At 55.3% G+C, this 15258-nt stretch carries 13 protein-coding genes; 7 read left to right on the forward strand and 6 right to left on the reverse strand.

Annotated features, from left to right (window positions below; genetic code table 11):
• Positions 1-1788, reverse strand: a complete 1788-nt coding sequence (gene aspS, locus GKAS_RS01775) for an aspartate--tRNA ligase (protein ID WP_035891713.1) — start codon at positions 1786-1788, stop codon at positions 1-3.
• Positions 1789-2055: 267 nt separating this feature from the next.
• On the opposite strand from aspS, the gene GKAS_RS01785 reads away from it, so the two are divergent.
• Genes GKAS_RS01785 through cmoB form a run of 5 tightly spaced genes read left to right on the forward strand, consistent with a single transcriptional unit; the run spans position 2056 to position 5632 of the window.
• The gene (locus GKAS_RS01785) at positions 2056-2622 is read left to right on the forward strand and encodes a hydrolase (protein ID WP_035891718.1); all 567 of its coding nucleotides are present in this window, start codon (positions 2056-2058) and stop codon (positions 2620-2622) included.
• Entirely contained in the window at positions 2619-3437 is an 819-nt protein-coding gene (locus tag GKAS_RS01790) for a DUF72 domain-containing protein (RefSeq protein ID WP_035891720.1), read from the forward strand. The genes GKAS_RS01785 and GKAS_RS01790 overlap by 4 nt, the downstream gene beginning before the upstream one ends.
• Positions 3438-3488: 51 nt before the next feature.
• Positions 3489-3884: an MAPEG family protein gene (locus GKAS_RS01795; protein ID WP_035891721.1), complete on the forward strand. Its 396-nt coding sequence runs from the start codon at positions 3489-3491 to the stop codon at positions 3882-3884.
• A gap of 39 nt (positions 3885-3923) precedes the next feature.
• Positions 3924-4667: a carboxy-S-adenosyl-L-methionine synthase CmoA gene (cmoA, locus tag GKAS_RS01800; RefSeq protein WP_035891724.1), complete on the forward strand. Its 744-nt coding sequence runs from the start codon at positions 3924-3926 to the stop codon at positions 4665-4667.
• Positions 4664-5632 carry a tRNA 5-methoxyuridine(34)/uridine 5-oxyacetic acid(34) synthase CmoB gene (gene cmoB / locus GKAS_RS01805; RefSeq protein ID WP_035891727.1) on the forward strand — a complete coding sequence of 323 codons (969 nt, stop codon included), beginning with the start codon at positions 4664-4666 and terminating at the stop codon, positions 5630-5632. Before cmoA ends, cmoB begins: the two co-directional genes overlap by 4 nt.
• A 288-nt stretch (positions 5633-5920) precedes the next feature.
• On the opposite strand, the gene cutC is transcribed toward cmoB, so the two are convergent.
• Complete coding sequence (gene cutC / locus GKAS_RS01810) at positions 5921-6661, reverse strand: copper homeostasis protein CutC (protein WP_035891728.1); 741 nt, start codon at positions 6659-6661, stop codon at positions 5921-5923.
• 73 nt (positions 6662-6734) lie between these two features.
• Entirely contained in the window at positions 6735-7301 is a 567-nt protein-coding gene (locus GKAS_RS01815) for a VOC family protein (RefSeq protein ID WP_035891731.1), read from the reverse strand.
• Between the two features lie 231 nt (positions 7302-7532).
• Here GKAS_RS01815 and argS point away from each other — a divergent pair, with 231 nt between their 5' ends.
• Entirely contained in the window at positions 7533-9266 is a 1734-nt protein-coding gene (gene argS, locus GKAS_RS01820) for an arginine--tRNA ligase (RefSeq protein ID WP_035891733.1), read from the forward strand.
• 273 nt (positions 9267-9539) lie between these two features.
• A complete protein-coding gene (gene mrdA, locus GKAS_RS01825; protein ID WP_035891735.1) occupies positions 9540-11411 on the forward strand; it encodes a penicillin-binding protein 2 in 1872 nt (623 codons plus the stop codon).
• 26 nt (positions 11412-11437) lie between these two features.
• Here the strand turns inward: mrdA and GKAS_RS01830 are convergent, their stop codons facing one another.
• From GKAS_RS01830 to GKAS_RS01840, 3 genes are all read right to left on the reverse strand, one after another.
• Positions 11438-13006, reverse strand: a complete 1569-nt coding sequence (locus GKAS_RS01830) for an MFS transporter (protein ID WP_035891737.1) — start codon at positions 13004-13006, stop codon at positions 11438-11440.
• A gap of 232 nt (positions 13007-13238) precedes the next feature.
• Positions 13239-14378: a beta-galactosidase BglB gene (gene bglB, locus GKAS_RS01835; protein WP_035891738.1), complete on the reverse strand. Its 1140-nt coding sequence runs from the start codon at positions 14376-14378 to the stop codon at positions 13239-13241.
• Positions 14379-14382: 4 nt separating this feature from the next.
• The coding region (locus GKAS_RS01840) for an MFS transporter (protein WP_035891740.1) at positions 14383-15258 on the reverse strand (876 nt) is incomplete at its 5' end.

Raw genomic sequence — 15258 nt, forward strand, 5'->3', positions numbered from 1 at the left:
TTACTCGTTCTCCGCCGACGTTTTTGGCTCTTTCGCCACAACCTGAATACCCAGTTCGCTCAGAGATGCCGGATTAGCGAAGCTTGGCGCTTCGGTCATCAGACAAGCTGCCGCGGTGGTTTTCGGGAAGGCGATAACGTCACGGATGTTATCGGTGCCGGTCAGCAGCATGGTCAGACGGTCAAGACCGAATGCCAGACCCGCGTGCGGAGGCGTACCGTATTTCAGCGCGTCCAGCAGGAAGCCAAACTTCTCGCGCTGCTCTTGTTCGTTGATGCCCAGAATGCCGAACACGGTCTGCTGCATGTCACCACGGTGAATACGCACGGAACCGCCGCCCACTTCATAGCCGTTGATAACCATATCGTAGGCGTTTGCTACCGCGTCTTCCGGTGCCGCTTTCAGTTCTTCAGCGGTCATGTCTTTCGGCGACGTGAACGGGTGGTGCATTGCGGTCAGACCGCCTTCACCATCGTCTTCAAACATTGGGAAATCGATAACCCACAGCGGTGCCCACATGTTTTCGTCGGTCAGGCTCAGGTCTTTACCCAACTTCAGGCGCAGTGCGCCCATCGCGTCAGCAACCACTTTCTTGTTGTCAGCGCCGAAGAAGATCATGTCGCCGTCCTGCGCACCGGTGCGCTCAAGGATGGCTTCAATGATTTCTGGGGTCAGGAACTTAGCCACCGGGCTGGTGATACCTTCCACGCCTTTTGCACGTTCGGTCACTTTGATGTAAGCCAGGCCTTTCGCGCCGTAAATCTTCACGAAGTTGCCGTATTCATCAATCAGCTTACGAGTCAGCGCAGCACCGCCCGGTACGCGCAGAGCCGCCACGCGACCTTTTGGATCGTTTGCCGGGCCGGAGAAGACCGCGAACTCAACGGACTTCAGCAAGTCAGCAACGTCAACCAGCTCCATTGGGTTACGCAGATCCGGTTTATCGGAACCGTAACGGCGTTCAGCTTCGGCGAAGGTCATAATCGGGAAGTCGCCCAGATCCACACCTTTGATTTCCAGCCACAGCTGACGCACCAGCGCTTCCATCACTTCACGCACCTGTGGTGCGGTCATGAAGGAGGTTTCGACGTCGATCTGGGTGAATTCAGGCTGACGGTCAGCGCGCAGGTCTTCGTCACGGAAGCATTTAACAATCTGATAGTAGCGGTCGAAGCCGGACATCATCAGCAGCTGTTTGAACAGCTGAGGAGACTGTGGCAGCGCGTAGAATTTACCTTTATGTACGCGAGACGGTACCAGGTAGTCGCGCGCGCCTTCCGGGGTCGCTTTGGTCAGCATCGGGGTTTCGATATCGAGGAAACCGTGATCGTCCATAAAGCGACGTACGAAGCTGGTGATTTTAGCGCGAGTTTTCAGGCGCTGAGCCATCTCTGGACGACGCAGGTCGAGGTAGCGGTACTTCAGACGCGCTTCTTCGGTGTTGACGTGGTTGGAGTCCAGCGGCAGTGATTCTGAACGGTTGATGATAACCAGGTCAGAAGCCAGAACTTCAATCGCACCGGTCGCCATATCCGCGTTGATGTTCTTTTCGTCACGCGCACGAACGGTGCCGGTAACCTGAATGCAGAACTCATTACGCAGTTCAGAGGCTAACTTCAAGGCATCCGCACGGTCCGGATCGAAGAACACCTGTACGATGCCTTCACGGTCGCGCATGTCGATAAAAATGAGGCTACCGAGATCACGACGGCGGTTGACCCAACCACACAGAGTCACCTGCTGCCCAACGTGGGACTGTCGAAGCTGTCCGCAATATTCTGTACGCATGAGATATCCCTTAACTTAGCCGTCGGCGGATTGTCGCCTGCCGTGCAGGCGTTACTGTCGCAGCTTTAGCTGAATGTCACTACTGGATGAAAAAAGGGGGCTATTATACTGGAAATTCTCGCTCGCGATAAGCCCGGAGCAGCTTATACGCCTGTTTGCTGAACGCTTATTGCCTACGCTCACAAAAATTAACAATAATTATCAGTTCAATAACCTGGCGTCGATTGTAAGGTATGCCCCCGACAGCCCGTTTACAGAGGAACAACCATGCTGAATTTAGACGCCAAAAAAACCGCTCTTGTCGTTATTGACCTGCAGGAAGGCATTCTGCCGTTTGCCGGTGGCCCACATACCGCTACTGACGTGGTGGCCCGCGCCGCTCGCCTGGCCGGCAAATGCCGTGCTGCCTCCGCGCCAGTCGTGTTGGTTCGCGTAGGTTGGTCAGCTGACTTTGCAGACGCGTTGAAACAGCCGGTTGACGCTCCCGCTCCGGCCAAAGCGCTGCCGGAAAACTGGTGGACCTATCCGGCTGAGCTGGGTAAACAGGACAGTGATATTGAAGTGACCAAACGTCAATGGGGCGCGTTCTACGGCACCGACCTCGAAGTGCAGCTGCGTCGTCGCGGCATCGACACCATTATTTTGTGCGGTATTTCCACCAACATCGGCGTGGAGTCCACCGCCCGTAACGCGTGGGAACTGGGCTTTAACCTGATTATTGCCGAAGATGCCTGCAGCGCGTTCAATAACGATCAGCACCAGAGCAGCCTCTCCTACATTTTCCCGCGCATTGCTCGCGTGCGCAGCACTGAAGAGATCCTTGCCGCCTTATGATTTATCTTGGGCTTCCCCAATGGTCGCACCCGAAATGGGTGCGCCTTGGTATTACCAGCCTTGAAGAGTATGCCCGCCACTTTAACTGCGTGGAGGGCAACACGACGCTGTACGCCCTGCCAAAAGCCGAAATAGTCGACCGCTGGTTGGCGCAAACGGATGATAATTTTCGCTTCTGCTTTAAATTTCCGGCCACCATTTCGCACCAGGCAGCGCTTCGTCATTGTGACGATCTGACGCTCGATTTTTTCCAGCGGATGGCACCGCTTGACGGGCGAATTGGGCAATACTGGCTTCAGCTTCCGGCTACTTTTGGCCCTCGTGACCTGCCCGCGCTGTGGCATTTCCTTGACGGGCTGCCAAAGGTGTTTCACTACGGCGTTGAAGTTCGCCACCCGCAATTTTTCGATAAGAGTGACAGCGAGCGGCAGCTCAACCGCGGCCTGCATGAGCGCGGCGTGAACCGAGTGATCCTCGATAGCCGACCGGTACATGCCGCCATACCGCACAACGAAGCGGTGCGAGAAGCTCAGCGTAAAAAGCCCAAAGTCCCGGTACATGCGGTAGTGACCGCCGAGCAACCGATGGTGAGGTTTATCGGCAGTGACGACATGGCGCAGAACCAGGCCATGTTCGCGCCGTGGCTAGAGAAACTGGCACAGTGGCAGCATTCCACCACGCCTTATCTGTTTCTGCACACCCCGGATATCGCCCAGGCGCCAGAGCTGGTGCATTCTCTGTGGGAAGCGCTGCATTCCGCCCTTCCCGAGCTGGGTTCTGCCCCGTCGATTCCACAACAATCTTCTCTTTTTTGACATTCATACCTATGATAATGAGTAGCCTCTGCCAACCTAAAGGGAGTTTGTATGGTTAGCGCGCTGTACGCCGTACTCGCGGCGTTGTTACTGATTAAATTTTCCTTCGACGTGGTTCGTCTGCGCAGACTTTATCGTGTCGCCTATGGCGATGGCGGCTTTAGCGAGCTGCAAAGTGCGATTCGCATTCACGGTAATGCGGTGGAATACATTCCAATTGGCGTCGCGCTTCTTTTGTTTATGGAGATGAACGGCGCAGAAACCTGGATGGTACATATCTGCGGCCTGATGCTGCTCGCCGGTCGCCTCATGCACTACTACGGTTTTCACCATCGCCTGTTTCGCTGGCGACGCTCTGGCATGATTGCCACCTACCTCTCACTGTTGCTAATGGTGCTGATGAATCTGTGGTATATGCCGTGGGAGTTGGTTTTCTCGCTGCGTTAGCGCACAATACGCCGTTTTTATTTTTCCGGATTTAACCTTATGTCTGACCGCGATACGCTTTTTTCTGCACCGATAGCCCGCCTCGGCGACTGGACCTTCGATGAACGGGTAGCTGAAGTTTTCCCGGATATGATCCAGCGTTCCGTCCCCGGCTACTCAAATATCATCTCAATGATTGGCATGCTGGCCGAGCGTTTTGTGCAGCCGAATACTCAGGTATACGACCTGGGCTGCTCGCTGGGGGCCGCGACCCTTTCTATCCGCCGCAATATTGCCCACGACAGCTGCCGGATTATCGCTATCGATAATTCCCCGGCGATGATTGAACGCTGCCGTCGCCATATCGATGCCTATAAAGCGCCGACGCCGGTTGATGTCATTGAGGGCGATATTCGCGATATCGAGATTCATAACGCCTCGATGGTGGTGCTGAACTTTACGGTGCAGTTCCTTGAACCCGCAGAGCGTCAGGCATTACTGAACAAAATCTATCAGGGGCTGAACCCCGGCGGCGCGCTGGTACTGTCCGAAAAATTCAGCTTCGAAGACGCAACCGTCGGCGAGCTGCTGTTCAACATGCACCATGACTTTAAGCGCGCCAACGGCTACAGCGAACTGGAAATCAGCCAGAAGCGCAGCATGCTGGAAAACGTGATGCTGACCGACTCCGTTGAAGTGCATAAAGCCCGCCTGAGTCAGGCCGGTTTCGAACACAGCGAGCTGTGGTTCCAGTGCTTTAACTTTGGTTCTCTGGTCGCACTGAAAGCAGGAACCCCGGCATGATCGAGTTCGGCAATTTTTATCAGCAAATCGCCAAAAGCCCGCTATCCCACTGGCTGGAAACGCTGCCTGCACAGATTGGTGCCTGGCAACGCGATCAGCACGGTCTGTTTAAGCAGTGGTCCAACGCAGTGGAATTTCTGCCGGAAATCCAGCCGTGGAAGCTCGACCTGCTGCACAGCGTGACGGCTGAAAGCGAAACGCCGCTGAGCGAAGGTCAGGTGAAGCGCATCGATACGCTGCTGCGCCACCTGATGCCATGGCGTAAAGGGCCGTTTTCGCTGTATGGCGTGAACATCGATACCGAATGGCGCTCTGACTGGAAGTGGGAGCGCGTATTGCCGCACCTGTCTGACCTCAGCGGCCGCACCATTCTCGACGTAGGCTGCGGCAGTGGTTATCACCTGTGGCGAATGATTGGCGCGGGCGCACATCTGGCGGTGGGTATCGACCCAACCCAGCTGTTCCTGTGCCAGTTTGAAGCGGTGCGTAAATTGCTGGGTAACGATCAGCGCGCGCATCTGCTGCCGCTGGGCATTGAGCAGCTTCCGGCGTTGAAAGCGTTTGATACCGTCTTCTCAATGGGCGTGTTGTACCACCGCCGTTCACCGCTGGAGCACCTCTGGCAGCTTAAAGATCAGCTGGTCAACGACGGCGAACTGGTGCTGGAAACGTTGGTGGTTGAAGGCGATGAGAATACGGTACTGGTGCCGGGCGATCGCTATGCGCAGATGCGTAACGTCTACTTTATTCCGTCGGCGCTGGCGTTGAAAAACTGGCTGGAGAAGTGTGGCTTCGTTGACGTGCGTATCGCCGATATGAGCGTGACCTCAACCGAGGAACAGCGTCGCACCGAGTGGATGGTCACCGAGTCGCTGGCCGATTTCCTCGACCCGAACGACCCGAGCAAAACGGTTGAAGGCTACCCGGCACCGCTGCGCGCGGTGTTGATTGCGCGTAAGCCTTAACGTTTGCGCCGTTCCCGGCGGCGCTGCGCTTGGCCTGGCTACAGGTTCGTACCCAACGCCGGGGAAATATGACGGCGATTCGCCTGAATATTTCGCTCTGCAACAAGGCGGCGACGCAGCGAGTCCCCGGGAGCGTACATCAGTACGTAACTGGGGCGAGCGAGGAAAGCCAACGCAGTCGCAGAGTGAAATATGACGGCGAAAAAAAGGCCCCTGTTTAATGGGCAGGGGCCTGGTACAAGCAAGCATCATATTGGGCGAATATGACACGCGGTAAAAAACTTTTAGCTACACGTGGCGCTCAATGATTTCCCGCATTGCTGCTACCGCCGCGCCATCGACGGTATAGCGAGAATACTCATCAGCTTCAGGATCCGTTGACATTGAAAGTCCGGAGTTGCGATAACGCATTTCGGAGGGCACCCATTGCCCGGCTGAACTGTGTACTTCTTTAACACCGGCGTCGAGGAACAGAGCAAGGTTGCTCGCTCTTACACCCGCACCAGCCATAATGGTTGGAGTATCCCTTCGACCAATAAGTTCCCGAATTAATAAAATACCTTTTTCCGCCGACGGTTGCTGACCGGAGGTGAGCACCCTCGCAACGCCTAATTCCGCAAGCTGTTCAAAGGCCTGCTGCGGATTCGCACACATATCAAAGGCGCGATGGAAAGTCACCGCCAGTGGGCCAGCCGCGACCATAATCTGGCGCATCCTCGGAATATCCACCTGCCCTTCAGGATTCAGCACGCCAATCACAAAGCCGGGATAGCCCAGCGAGCGAATCTGACGCACGTCTTCCAGCATGGCGGCGAACTCACCGTCGGTATAACAGAAATCACCGCCTCGGGGCCGGATTATCGGGTGGACGGGAATCGTCACCCGGTGACGCGTGGCTTTCAGCACACCGTAAGAAGGTGTCAGGCCGCCCTCAAGCGGTGCCGCACACAGTTCAATACGATCCGCCCCGTTCTGCTGCGCGATAACCGCGCATTCCGTGCTGTAACAGCAGATTTCCAGCAATGCCATAGTTCTCTCCGTTTGATTCAGCGAAAGATCATGCCACCGTTCCCATCTGCAGACCCGGCGTTAGTTCACATTGTTACACTGGCTGCTCACTGGCAACAATTTCTTCAATCGTCCATGGATGAAATTTTATCGTGACCTTCCCGTCGGTAACGGCCATCGTCGGGTTCGGTAGACGTTCGCGTTCGCCTTTTGGTGAACTGGTTTTCACCGAAATGCCCGGCTGGCTCAGTCCGTCATCGGAGAGCAGCGCCAGCGCGCGCGCGTTTAGCCCTTCCGGTGCGCCCGGCAGAACGATTTCAATATGTTCCCAGCCTTCGTGCGGGTAGCGCTTTTCGCCCGGCCACGGCAGCTCAATCACCGTAAACTGCCAGTGGGCCACGCATACCGGCTCCTCAAGTTTGAACAGGCAAATAGGTCGGCCGTTGATGATATTTTCCGACAGCAGCGTGCCACACTGCTCAAACCCGCGACGCCAGCGTTCGGCGGTGGCGTTCTGATGGCAGCGCAGCGAAATATGATCGGCGTTAAGCGGCGTGATATCCAACCCCAGCCGGTGGGAAAGCGCCGCCAGTGCGTCAGTAAAACGTGGGAGATCTGCAGAAATATCCTGCAGTTCCGCGATAGTCTGCCAGTTTGCCATTTCAGCCCTACTCTTATTACATGAAAAGGCTAATCTACCCTGTTGTTCCCTCTGAACCAACCGTTCAGGCGCATGAGCGATTAATCCCTGCTCAGGCAGCGTTTTTTCAAGGCATGAGAGGATGGCCCAGTGCTGACGGCATCAGGCAAATGCAGTATACTCCCGCCTTAATTTATCCACACCCGGCGCTGAACCGAGCAGGTTGCAGCGTCTAAAACGTAAGGTATTCCGGTGAATATTCAGGCTCTTCTCTCAGAAAAAGTCAGTCAGGCCATGATTGCGGCAGGCGCGCCTGCCGATTGCGAACCGCAGGTTCGTCAGTCAGCAAAAGTACAGTTCGGCGACTATCAGGCTAACGGCATGATGGCAGTGGCCAAAAAACTGGGCATGGCACCACGACAACTGGCAGAGCAGGTACTGTCTCATCTCGATCTTAACGGCATTGCTAATAAAGTCGAGATCGCCGGGCCAGGTTTTATCAACATATTCCTCGACCCTGCCTTCCTGGCAGAGCACGTTAGCCAGGCGCTGAAAAGCGACCGTCTGGGCATCGCGCAGCCTGAAAAGCAAACTATCGTCGTGGACTACTCCGCGCCAAACGTGGCAAAAGAGATGCACGTCGGCCACCTGCGTTCCACCATCATTGGCGATGCTGCCGTTCGTACGCTGGAGCTGATGGGCCATAAAGTTATCCGCGCTAACCACGTTGGCGACTGGGGCACCCAGTTCGGTATGTTGATTGCGTATCTGGAAAAGCAGCAGCAGGAAAACGCGGGTGAAATGGCGCTGGCCGACCTCGAAGGTTTCTATCGCGAAGCGAAAAAACACTACGACGAAGACGAAGCGTTCGCCGAGCGCGCGCGTAGCTACGTCGTGAAGCTGCAAGGCGGCGACGAATACTTCCGTAAAATGTGGCGCCAGCTGGTCGACATTACCATGACCCAGAACCAGCTGACCTACGATCGCCTGAACGTCACCCTGACCCGTGATGATGTGATGGGTGAAAGCCTCTACAACCCAATGCTGCCGGGTATCGTAGCGGACCTGAAAGCCAAAGGTCTGGCCGTTGAGAGTGAAGGCGCAACCGTGGTGTTCCTGGATGAGTTCAAGAACAAAGAAGGTGAGCCTATGGGCGTCATCATCCAGAAAAAGGATGGCGGCTACCTGTACACCACCACCGATATCGCCTGTGCGAAATATCGTTACGAAACCCTGCATGCCGACCGCGTGCTGTACTACATCGACTCCCGCCAGCACCAGCACCTGATGCAAGCGTGGACCATCGTGCGTAAAGCCGGTTACGTGCCAGATTCCGTGCCGCTGGAGCACCACATGTTCGGTATGATGCTGGGCAAAGACGGCAAGCCGTTCAAAACCCGTGCTGGCGGTACCGTGAAGCTGGCGGATCTGCTGGACGAAGCACTGGAGCGCGCACGCCGCCTGGTCGCAGAGAAGAACCCGGAAATGCCAGCAGACGAGCTGGAAAAACTGGCCAACGTCGTCGGTATCGGCGCGGTGAAATATGCGGATCTGTCCAAAAACCGCACCACCGACTACGTGTTCGACTGGGACAACATGCTGGCCTTCGAAGGCAACACCGCGCCGTATATGCAGTATGCCTATACCCGCGTACTGTCCGTGTTCCGTAAAGCGGAGCTGGAAGAAAGCGCTATCATCAACGCCGAAGTGACCATCACCGAAGACCGTGAAGCGCAGCTGGCCGCACGTCTTCTGCAGTTCGAAGAGACGCTGAACGTCGTCGCTCGCGACGGTACACCGCACGTGATGTGTGCCTACCTGTACGATCTTGCGGGTCTGTTCTCCGGCTTCTACGAGCATTGCCCTATCCTCTCCGCCGAGAATGAAAGCGTACGTAACAGTCGCCTCAAGCTGGCGCTGCTGACGGCGAAAACCCTGAAGCTGGGTCTGGATACCCTGGGTATCGAAACCGTCGAACGTATGTAATTACTTCGAGTGATATAAAAAAGCCCGCGCATGTCGCGGGCTTTTTTTATTCTCCCGAATGCACCCCGTGTAGGCCTGATAAGCGAAGCGTCATCAGGCGGCCCAGCGCACCTTGCCGGATGGCGGCGTAAACGCCTTATCCGGCCTACGCCCACTGCAATTTGTTACAAATCACAAGGATTGACACATTTTTCCAGAGGGATGGTACATTTTTTATCTGTCATGACGGTGACCGCTCCGTATCATTAGGCGGCTTAAACACTGGGTACCGTAATGACTTTTAGAGACTATGAAGCGGAGCGAAAGCTCTTCCTGCGCCGCGCGCTCGTGGCCTTTGGCCTGGTGGTCGTCTGCTTTGGCATACTGATTTTCAATCTCTACCATCTGCAGGTTGAGGAACATAGCTACTACACCACGCGTTCTGATGCTAACGACATCAAGATGCTGCCGGTTGCGCCAACGCGCGGCATTATCTACGACCGCAACGGTATTCCGCTGGTAAAGAACGTCACCTGGTACGATATCTCCGTCACCCCCTACAAAATCGACGATATGGACGCGCTGCTGCGTGAACTGTCACCCATCGTTGACCTGACCCCTGACGACATTGACCAGTTCCATAAAGCGCTCAAATCCAGCAGCCGCTATCGCCCGGTGGTCTTAAAAAACGCCCTCTCCGACGTTGAAATTGCCCGTTTTTCCGTTAACCAGTTTCGCTTCAGCGGCGTGACGATAGACAGTTATGAAGACCGCCAGTACCCGTACGGCGCTGAACTGGCGCACGTGCTGGGCTATGTGTCGAAAATCAACGATAACGATCTCAAAACGCTGGATAAAGAAGGCATTGCGGAAAACTACGCCGCTGACCATAACATCGGCAAGCAGGGTATCGAGCGTTACTACGAAAACGAGCTGCACGGCAAAACCGGCTACCAGGAAGTGGAAGTCGATAACCATGGACGCATCGTTCGTCTGTTGAAGGACGTGCCGCCGGTCGCCGGTAAAGATATCCACCTGACGCTGGACCTACACCTGCAGGAGTACATCGAAAGCCTGCTGGTCGGCCAACGCGCAGCGGTGCTGGTCGAAGACCCGCACGATGGCTCAGTGCTGGCGATGGTCTCCAATCCCAGCTATGACCCGAACCCGTTTGTGAAAGGCATAAGCTACAAAGATTACAACTCGCTGCTACAGGACAAAGACCTGCCGCTGATTAACCGCGTCACCCAAGGCCTCTACCCGCCGGCTTCGACGGTGAAGCCGTATATGGCGATGTCGGCGCTGCTCGACGGCGTGATCACCCCGCAAACCAGCTTCTTCGGCGCGCCAACCTGGACGCTGCCCGGTACTCAGCGCCACTACCGCGACTGGAAAAAATCCGGCCACGGTATGCTGGACGTCACCAAAGCGATTGAAGAGTCCGCCGACACCTTCTTCTATCAGGTGGCATACATGATGGGGATTGACCGCATCCATAATATGCTCAGCCAGTTTGGCTACGGCAAGCCGACCGGGATCGATCTGGATGAAGAGTACACCGGCCTGCTGCCGAGCCGCAGTTGGAAAGAGAAAGTGCATAAGAAAGCCTGGTACCAGGGTGACACGATTTCCGTCGGCATCGGTCAGGGCTACTGGATTGCCACCCCGATTCAGATGGTGAAAGCGATGGTGGCCCTGCTCAACAATGGCCGCGTGATCCCGCCGCACTTGCTGAAAGATGAAGAGTCCGGCAAGACGATTATTCCGTATCAGCAGCCAGCCAATGAACCGCAGATTGCCAGCGCCGCCTCGCCGTACTGGAATCTGGTACGTCAGGCGATGTTCGGCATGGCCAACGCGCCAAACGGTACCGGCTACAAGTTCTTCCATACTGCGCCTTACGGTATTGCCGCAAAAAGCGGGACTTCACAGGTGTTCAGTTTGAAAGAGAACCAGACCTATAACGCGAAGATGATCCCAACGCGCCTGCGCGACCATATCTTCTATACCGCCTTTGCGCCGTATAAAAATCCGAAGGTGGCCGTTGCGCTGGTGCTGGAGAACGGGGGAAGTGATGGTGTGGTCGCGGCTCCGGTTATGCGCCAAATCCTCGACCATTTATTTGTCCCTCAGGACGGCCCACCGCTGCCGCCGTCCCAGGGTTAAGTTGACGTGAACGTCGGGTGCGTTACTTAGCGCCCGGCGGATACCGCTTCGACGACAACCGGTGATTCATCGTTTTTGAACAGCGGGCTGTTACCCCAACACTCTTCATAACGATGGCCGACCAGGTCTTCTACCACCGCGCGCACTTCCGGCGTGATATCTTCCAGTCTGCCGCCCGCCTTAATACGCGCGACTTCCTGAAGCACCACTTTGTGAGTTTCGCGGTCCAGCTTCATCTGTTTACTGAAGACTATCGCCATCAGCGCCAGCAGCGCCACGCCGCCGCAGAATACCACCGCAATCGCGTTCACCGCGCTTTCGGGCTGGACGTGTGCTTTCGACTGGAAGCCGTAGTAGCTCAGAATAGCCCCCATTACAAACACAATAATCGAGCGCAGAATCTTGCCGGAGAAAGTCATCGCCCCGGCGTAAATCCCCTCGCGGCGACGGCCGGTATAAACTTCATCCACGTCGGCCAGGAAGGTGTAAACCGTCCACGGAATGTAGTACACGCCGCCGGTACCCAGACCGAAAAGAATCGTTATCCCAAACATCAGAATGGTCGCCAGATGCACCGGCAGATGGAAGAACCACAGTGAGGTATAGAGGAAGACGGCGAAAATCACGATGCAGAGCGCAATAATGTACGGCTTGCTGAAGCCTTTTTTCACGCACAGACCGATAAACAGCGCGGTGGAGATCAGCTGCAGGATAGAGTTCAGGCTGTTCAGCCCTGCCACCATCGCCGGGTCGTGCTGCAGTACGAAAATAACAAAGTAGGTAAAGATAGACGCGAACAGCCACTCGGCGCCAAAACCGCACAGATACATGCCGAGGTGCTTACGGAACACGCGCAGGTAGAAGGTAGAGCGCATGTCTTTCGCCAGCGACACAAGCGTTTGCAGCAGGGTCGATTTGACCTGAGCTTCCGGTTCTTCTTCACGCGGACGCTCCCAGCTGTTGTACCACAGGCATGCTACCGCCGCGATGAGGATCGCGCCGTAGGTCAGGCCGGTCAGGAAGAACGGCGTAGCGGAGTCTTTACCGTAGATGAGGATAAACTGCCCTGGAATAAATGCGGCGAGGAAGTTGGCCAGCTTGCCGAAAATGGCTTTATAGCCGGTCAGCTTCGATCGCAGGGCGAAATCATCGGTCATTTCGGTGGCCAGCGTTTCGTATGGCACCATCACCGAGGTGTAGATAATCTCAAACATCACGTAGGTGGCGAGGTAGTACCAGAAGCTCAGCCCTTCCACCCACAGCAGCGGGTAGAACATCATTAATGGGATGCCGATAAGCAGGAAGAAACGGCGGCGGCCAAAGCGTTTGCCCAGCGCGGTTTTACCAAAATTATCGGTGAGATACCCCATCAGCGGGTTACTGATGGCGTCAATGACGCTGGCTACGGAGAAAATGAACGCTGCCTCAATCAGCGTCAGACCACAAAATGTGGTATAGAAGTACAGAAGCCACGCGCCGCTGATCGCCAGCGCGCCGCTCCCCAGGAGGTTTCCGCCTCCGTATGCCAGTTGATGGCGCAGATTGACAGGTCTTCCCTGCAGCCCGTGGGGGGCTGAAGCCGCATTTCTTGCCATAAAAATAAACCTCGTGTTTTATAATTTTGAAACACTGTTTTTATATTCTTATGATGAATGATGAAATGTGAGCTATATCACCAATGTCATTACGGCTATTAGCCATACGCAAGGAATGGGATCTGGTTAAAATTTTTTTATAACCAAAAGTAAAAAATAACAACTTTGTTTGATTGAAAGGGCAATAAAAAACCCGGCCATCTGCATAGCCGGGTTTTCAAAGCGCTAAAGGTTAGAAGAACTTACGCAGATATTCCGTCAGGCACAAAATCGCCATTGCCTGGCCGTACGGCATAGAGGTCAACGGGATTTCACGATAGAAATCGAGGTTTGAGCCCATCCCGGTGCCGAAGGACGTTTGCAGCAGTTCCCCTTCCGGCGAAACGTGCTTCACGATGCCCTTAATGGCTTTCTCCGCGACGACGGCATATTCCTGACCAACATAGCGTTTACGTACCGCTTTCAAAATACCGTAGGCAAAACCGGCGGTCGCCGAGGCTTCCAGGTAAGAATTCGGGTCATCCAGCAGCGTATGCCACAGGCCGCTGTCGTCCTGACATTTCGCCAGCGCGGCAATCTGCGCATTCAGCACCTGCACCAGATAACGACGCACCGCGTTGTTCTCCGGCAGATCCACCAGCTCAAGGAAGTCTGGGATCACGATGGTCAGCCAGCTATTACCGCGCGCCCAGCGGGCGTTGGCAAAGTTATGGTTCCCTTCGTAGTTCCAGCCGTGGAACCACAGTCCGGTTTCTCTATCCATCAGGTTCTGCACGTGCAGCAGGAACTGATATACCGCTTCTTCAACGTAGTCCGGACGATTCAGCAGCTTGCCAATTTTTGCCAGCGGCAGAACGGTCATCATCAGGGTGTCATCCCACATCTGCTGATGGTTTTCTTCCGCGAGCGTAATATGCTGCATGCCGCCGTGATCGGTGCGCGGCATCTCGTTCATTGCCCACTCAGCCCAGGTTTCCAGCCATGGCAGATACGCCGGATTACGCGTTTCTTCATAGCGATAGGCGAGCGTCAGGAACGGCGCCATGGTGTTGACGTTTTTAGTGGTCGCGCCTTCGGCAAAGCGGTCGGCAAACCAGCTATCGATGATGTCGCGCATGGCGACATCGCCGGTCTGCTGATAGTACTGATAGATGCCATACAGCCCCACTCCGTGCGTCCATTCCCAGCCTGCCCAGCCTTTGGTATCGATGACGCGACCATCGTCCAGGCGCAGCAGAAATTGACCTGTCTCATCCTTGATATTCACCAGATTGTTCGTCACCGTCTGAATCAAGGCTTTCAGCTCTTCCCGGGAGATAAAACGCTCCGGCTGACGTAATAATGGGCTATGTTTGACGGGCCAAACTTTCATATTTCTAACCTCTGTTGTAAGTCGAATTCAATGTTGCCGCCTGCTTCAGTGAAGGTGCAGCAGGTTTATTGCGATTCAGATAACCAATATTGTTGTTGCCCCACAGGCACTCATACGGCATACCGGCCAGCATCTCTACGGTGGCACGAGCCTGCGGCGCGACGCTCTCTGGTACTACATGGCCTGCTTCACGCATTTTTGCCGTTTCTTCGCGCAGCACGCCGTGAGTGGTCAGATTCAGTTTAAAGCGCAGAGAAACCAGGAAGCCCAGCGCCAGCACGATGATGGTACCCATGCTGAGGATCATCAGAATGGTATGGCTCACCTCAGCAGGCTGTGTTTTCTGCCCGGAAACAAAGCCAGAAAGCTGCATGATGATCCCCACCAGCATCACGGCACCCGCCTGAGAAGCCTTACGCGTCAGGGTCATGATGCCCGCGAAGATACCTTCACGGCGCTGACCGGTGACCACTTCATCCACATCGGCAATATAGGTGTAGGTGTTCCACGGCACGTAGTTGATGCCACCACGGCCCAGACCCGCAATGGCGGAAATCAGCAGCAGCAGCGAATAGATATCGCTCAGTCCGGCATAGTAAAGCGCAGCGTAAGAGAAGGAACCCAGGCCAAACAGAACCACCACCATGCGGTAAGACGGCGCCGGTCCAAAGCGAATGCACAGCGGGATCATGGCAATAACCGCGATGAACTGGAAGATAGCCATGGTGCCCAGCAGGTTAGAGGCCACTGAAGCTTCCTGCATCAGCACAAACACCACGTAGTAGGTAAAGACGGCGTTAAACACGTCCTGAGCGATATAGCCGCCAAGATACATACCCAGATGCTGGCGGAAAATCTTAATGCGCAGCGTCGAGGAGAG

Origin of the sequence: Kluyvera ascorbata ATCC 33433 (assembly GCF_000735365.1) — a bacterium.
Taxonomy (GTDB): domain Bacteria; phylum Pseudomonadota; class Gammaproteobacteria; order Enterobacterales; family Enterobacteriaceae; genus Kluyvera; species Kluyvera ascorbata.

What these genes read in the sequence shown, in the direction of transcription:
- aspS (WP_035891713.1), bottom strand. Translation starts at nt 1,788, where the DNA reads ATGCGTACAGAATATTGCGGACAGCTTCGACAGTCCCACGTTGGGCAG.
- GKAS_RS01785 (WP_035891718.1), top strand. Translation starts at nt 2,056, where the DNA reads ATGCTGAATTTAGACGCCAAAAAAACCGCTCTTGTCGTTATTGACCTG.
- GKAS_RS01790 (WP_035891720.1), top strand. Translation starts at nt 2,619, where the DNA reads ATGATTTATCTTGGGCTTCCCCAATGGTCGCACCCGAAATGGGTGCGC.
- GKAS_RS01795 (WP_035891721.1), top strand. Translation starts at nt 3,489, where the DNA reads ATGGTTAGCGCGCTGTACGCCGTACTCGCGGCGTTGTTACTGATTAAA.
- cmoA (WP_035891724.1), top strand. Translation starts at nt 3,924, where the DNA reads ATGTCTGACCGCGATACGCTTTTTTCTGCACCGATAGCCCGCCTCGGC.
- cmoB (WP_035891727.1), top strand. Translation starts at nt 4,664, where the DNA reads ATGATCGAGTTCGGCAATTTTTATCAGCAAATCGCCAAAAGCCCGCTA.
- cutC (WP_035891728.1), bottom strand. Translation starts at nt 6,661, where the DNA reads ATGGCATTGCTGGAAATCTGCTGTTACAGCACGGAATGCGCGGTTATC.
- GKAS_RS01815 (WP_035891731.1), bottom strand. Translation starts at nt 7,301, where the DNA reads ATGGCAAACTGGCAGACTATCGCGGAACTGCAGGATATTTCTGCAGAT.
- mrdA (WP_035891735.1), top strand. Translation starts at nt 9,540, where the DNA reads ATGACTTTTAGAGACTATGAAGCGGAGCGAAAGCTCTTCCTGCGCCGC.
- GKAS_RS01830 (WP_035891737.1), bottom strand. Translation starts at nt 13,006, where the DNA reads ATGGCAAGAAATGCGGCTTCAGCCCCCCACGGGCTGCAGGGAAGACCT.
- bglB (WP_035891738.1), bottom strand. Translation starts at nt 14,378, where the DNA reads ATGAAAGTTTGGCCCGTCAAACATAGCCCATTATTACGTCAGCCGGAG.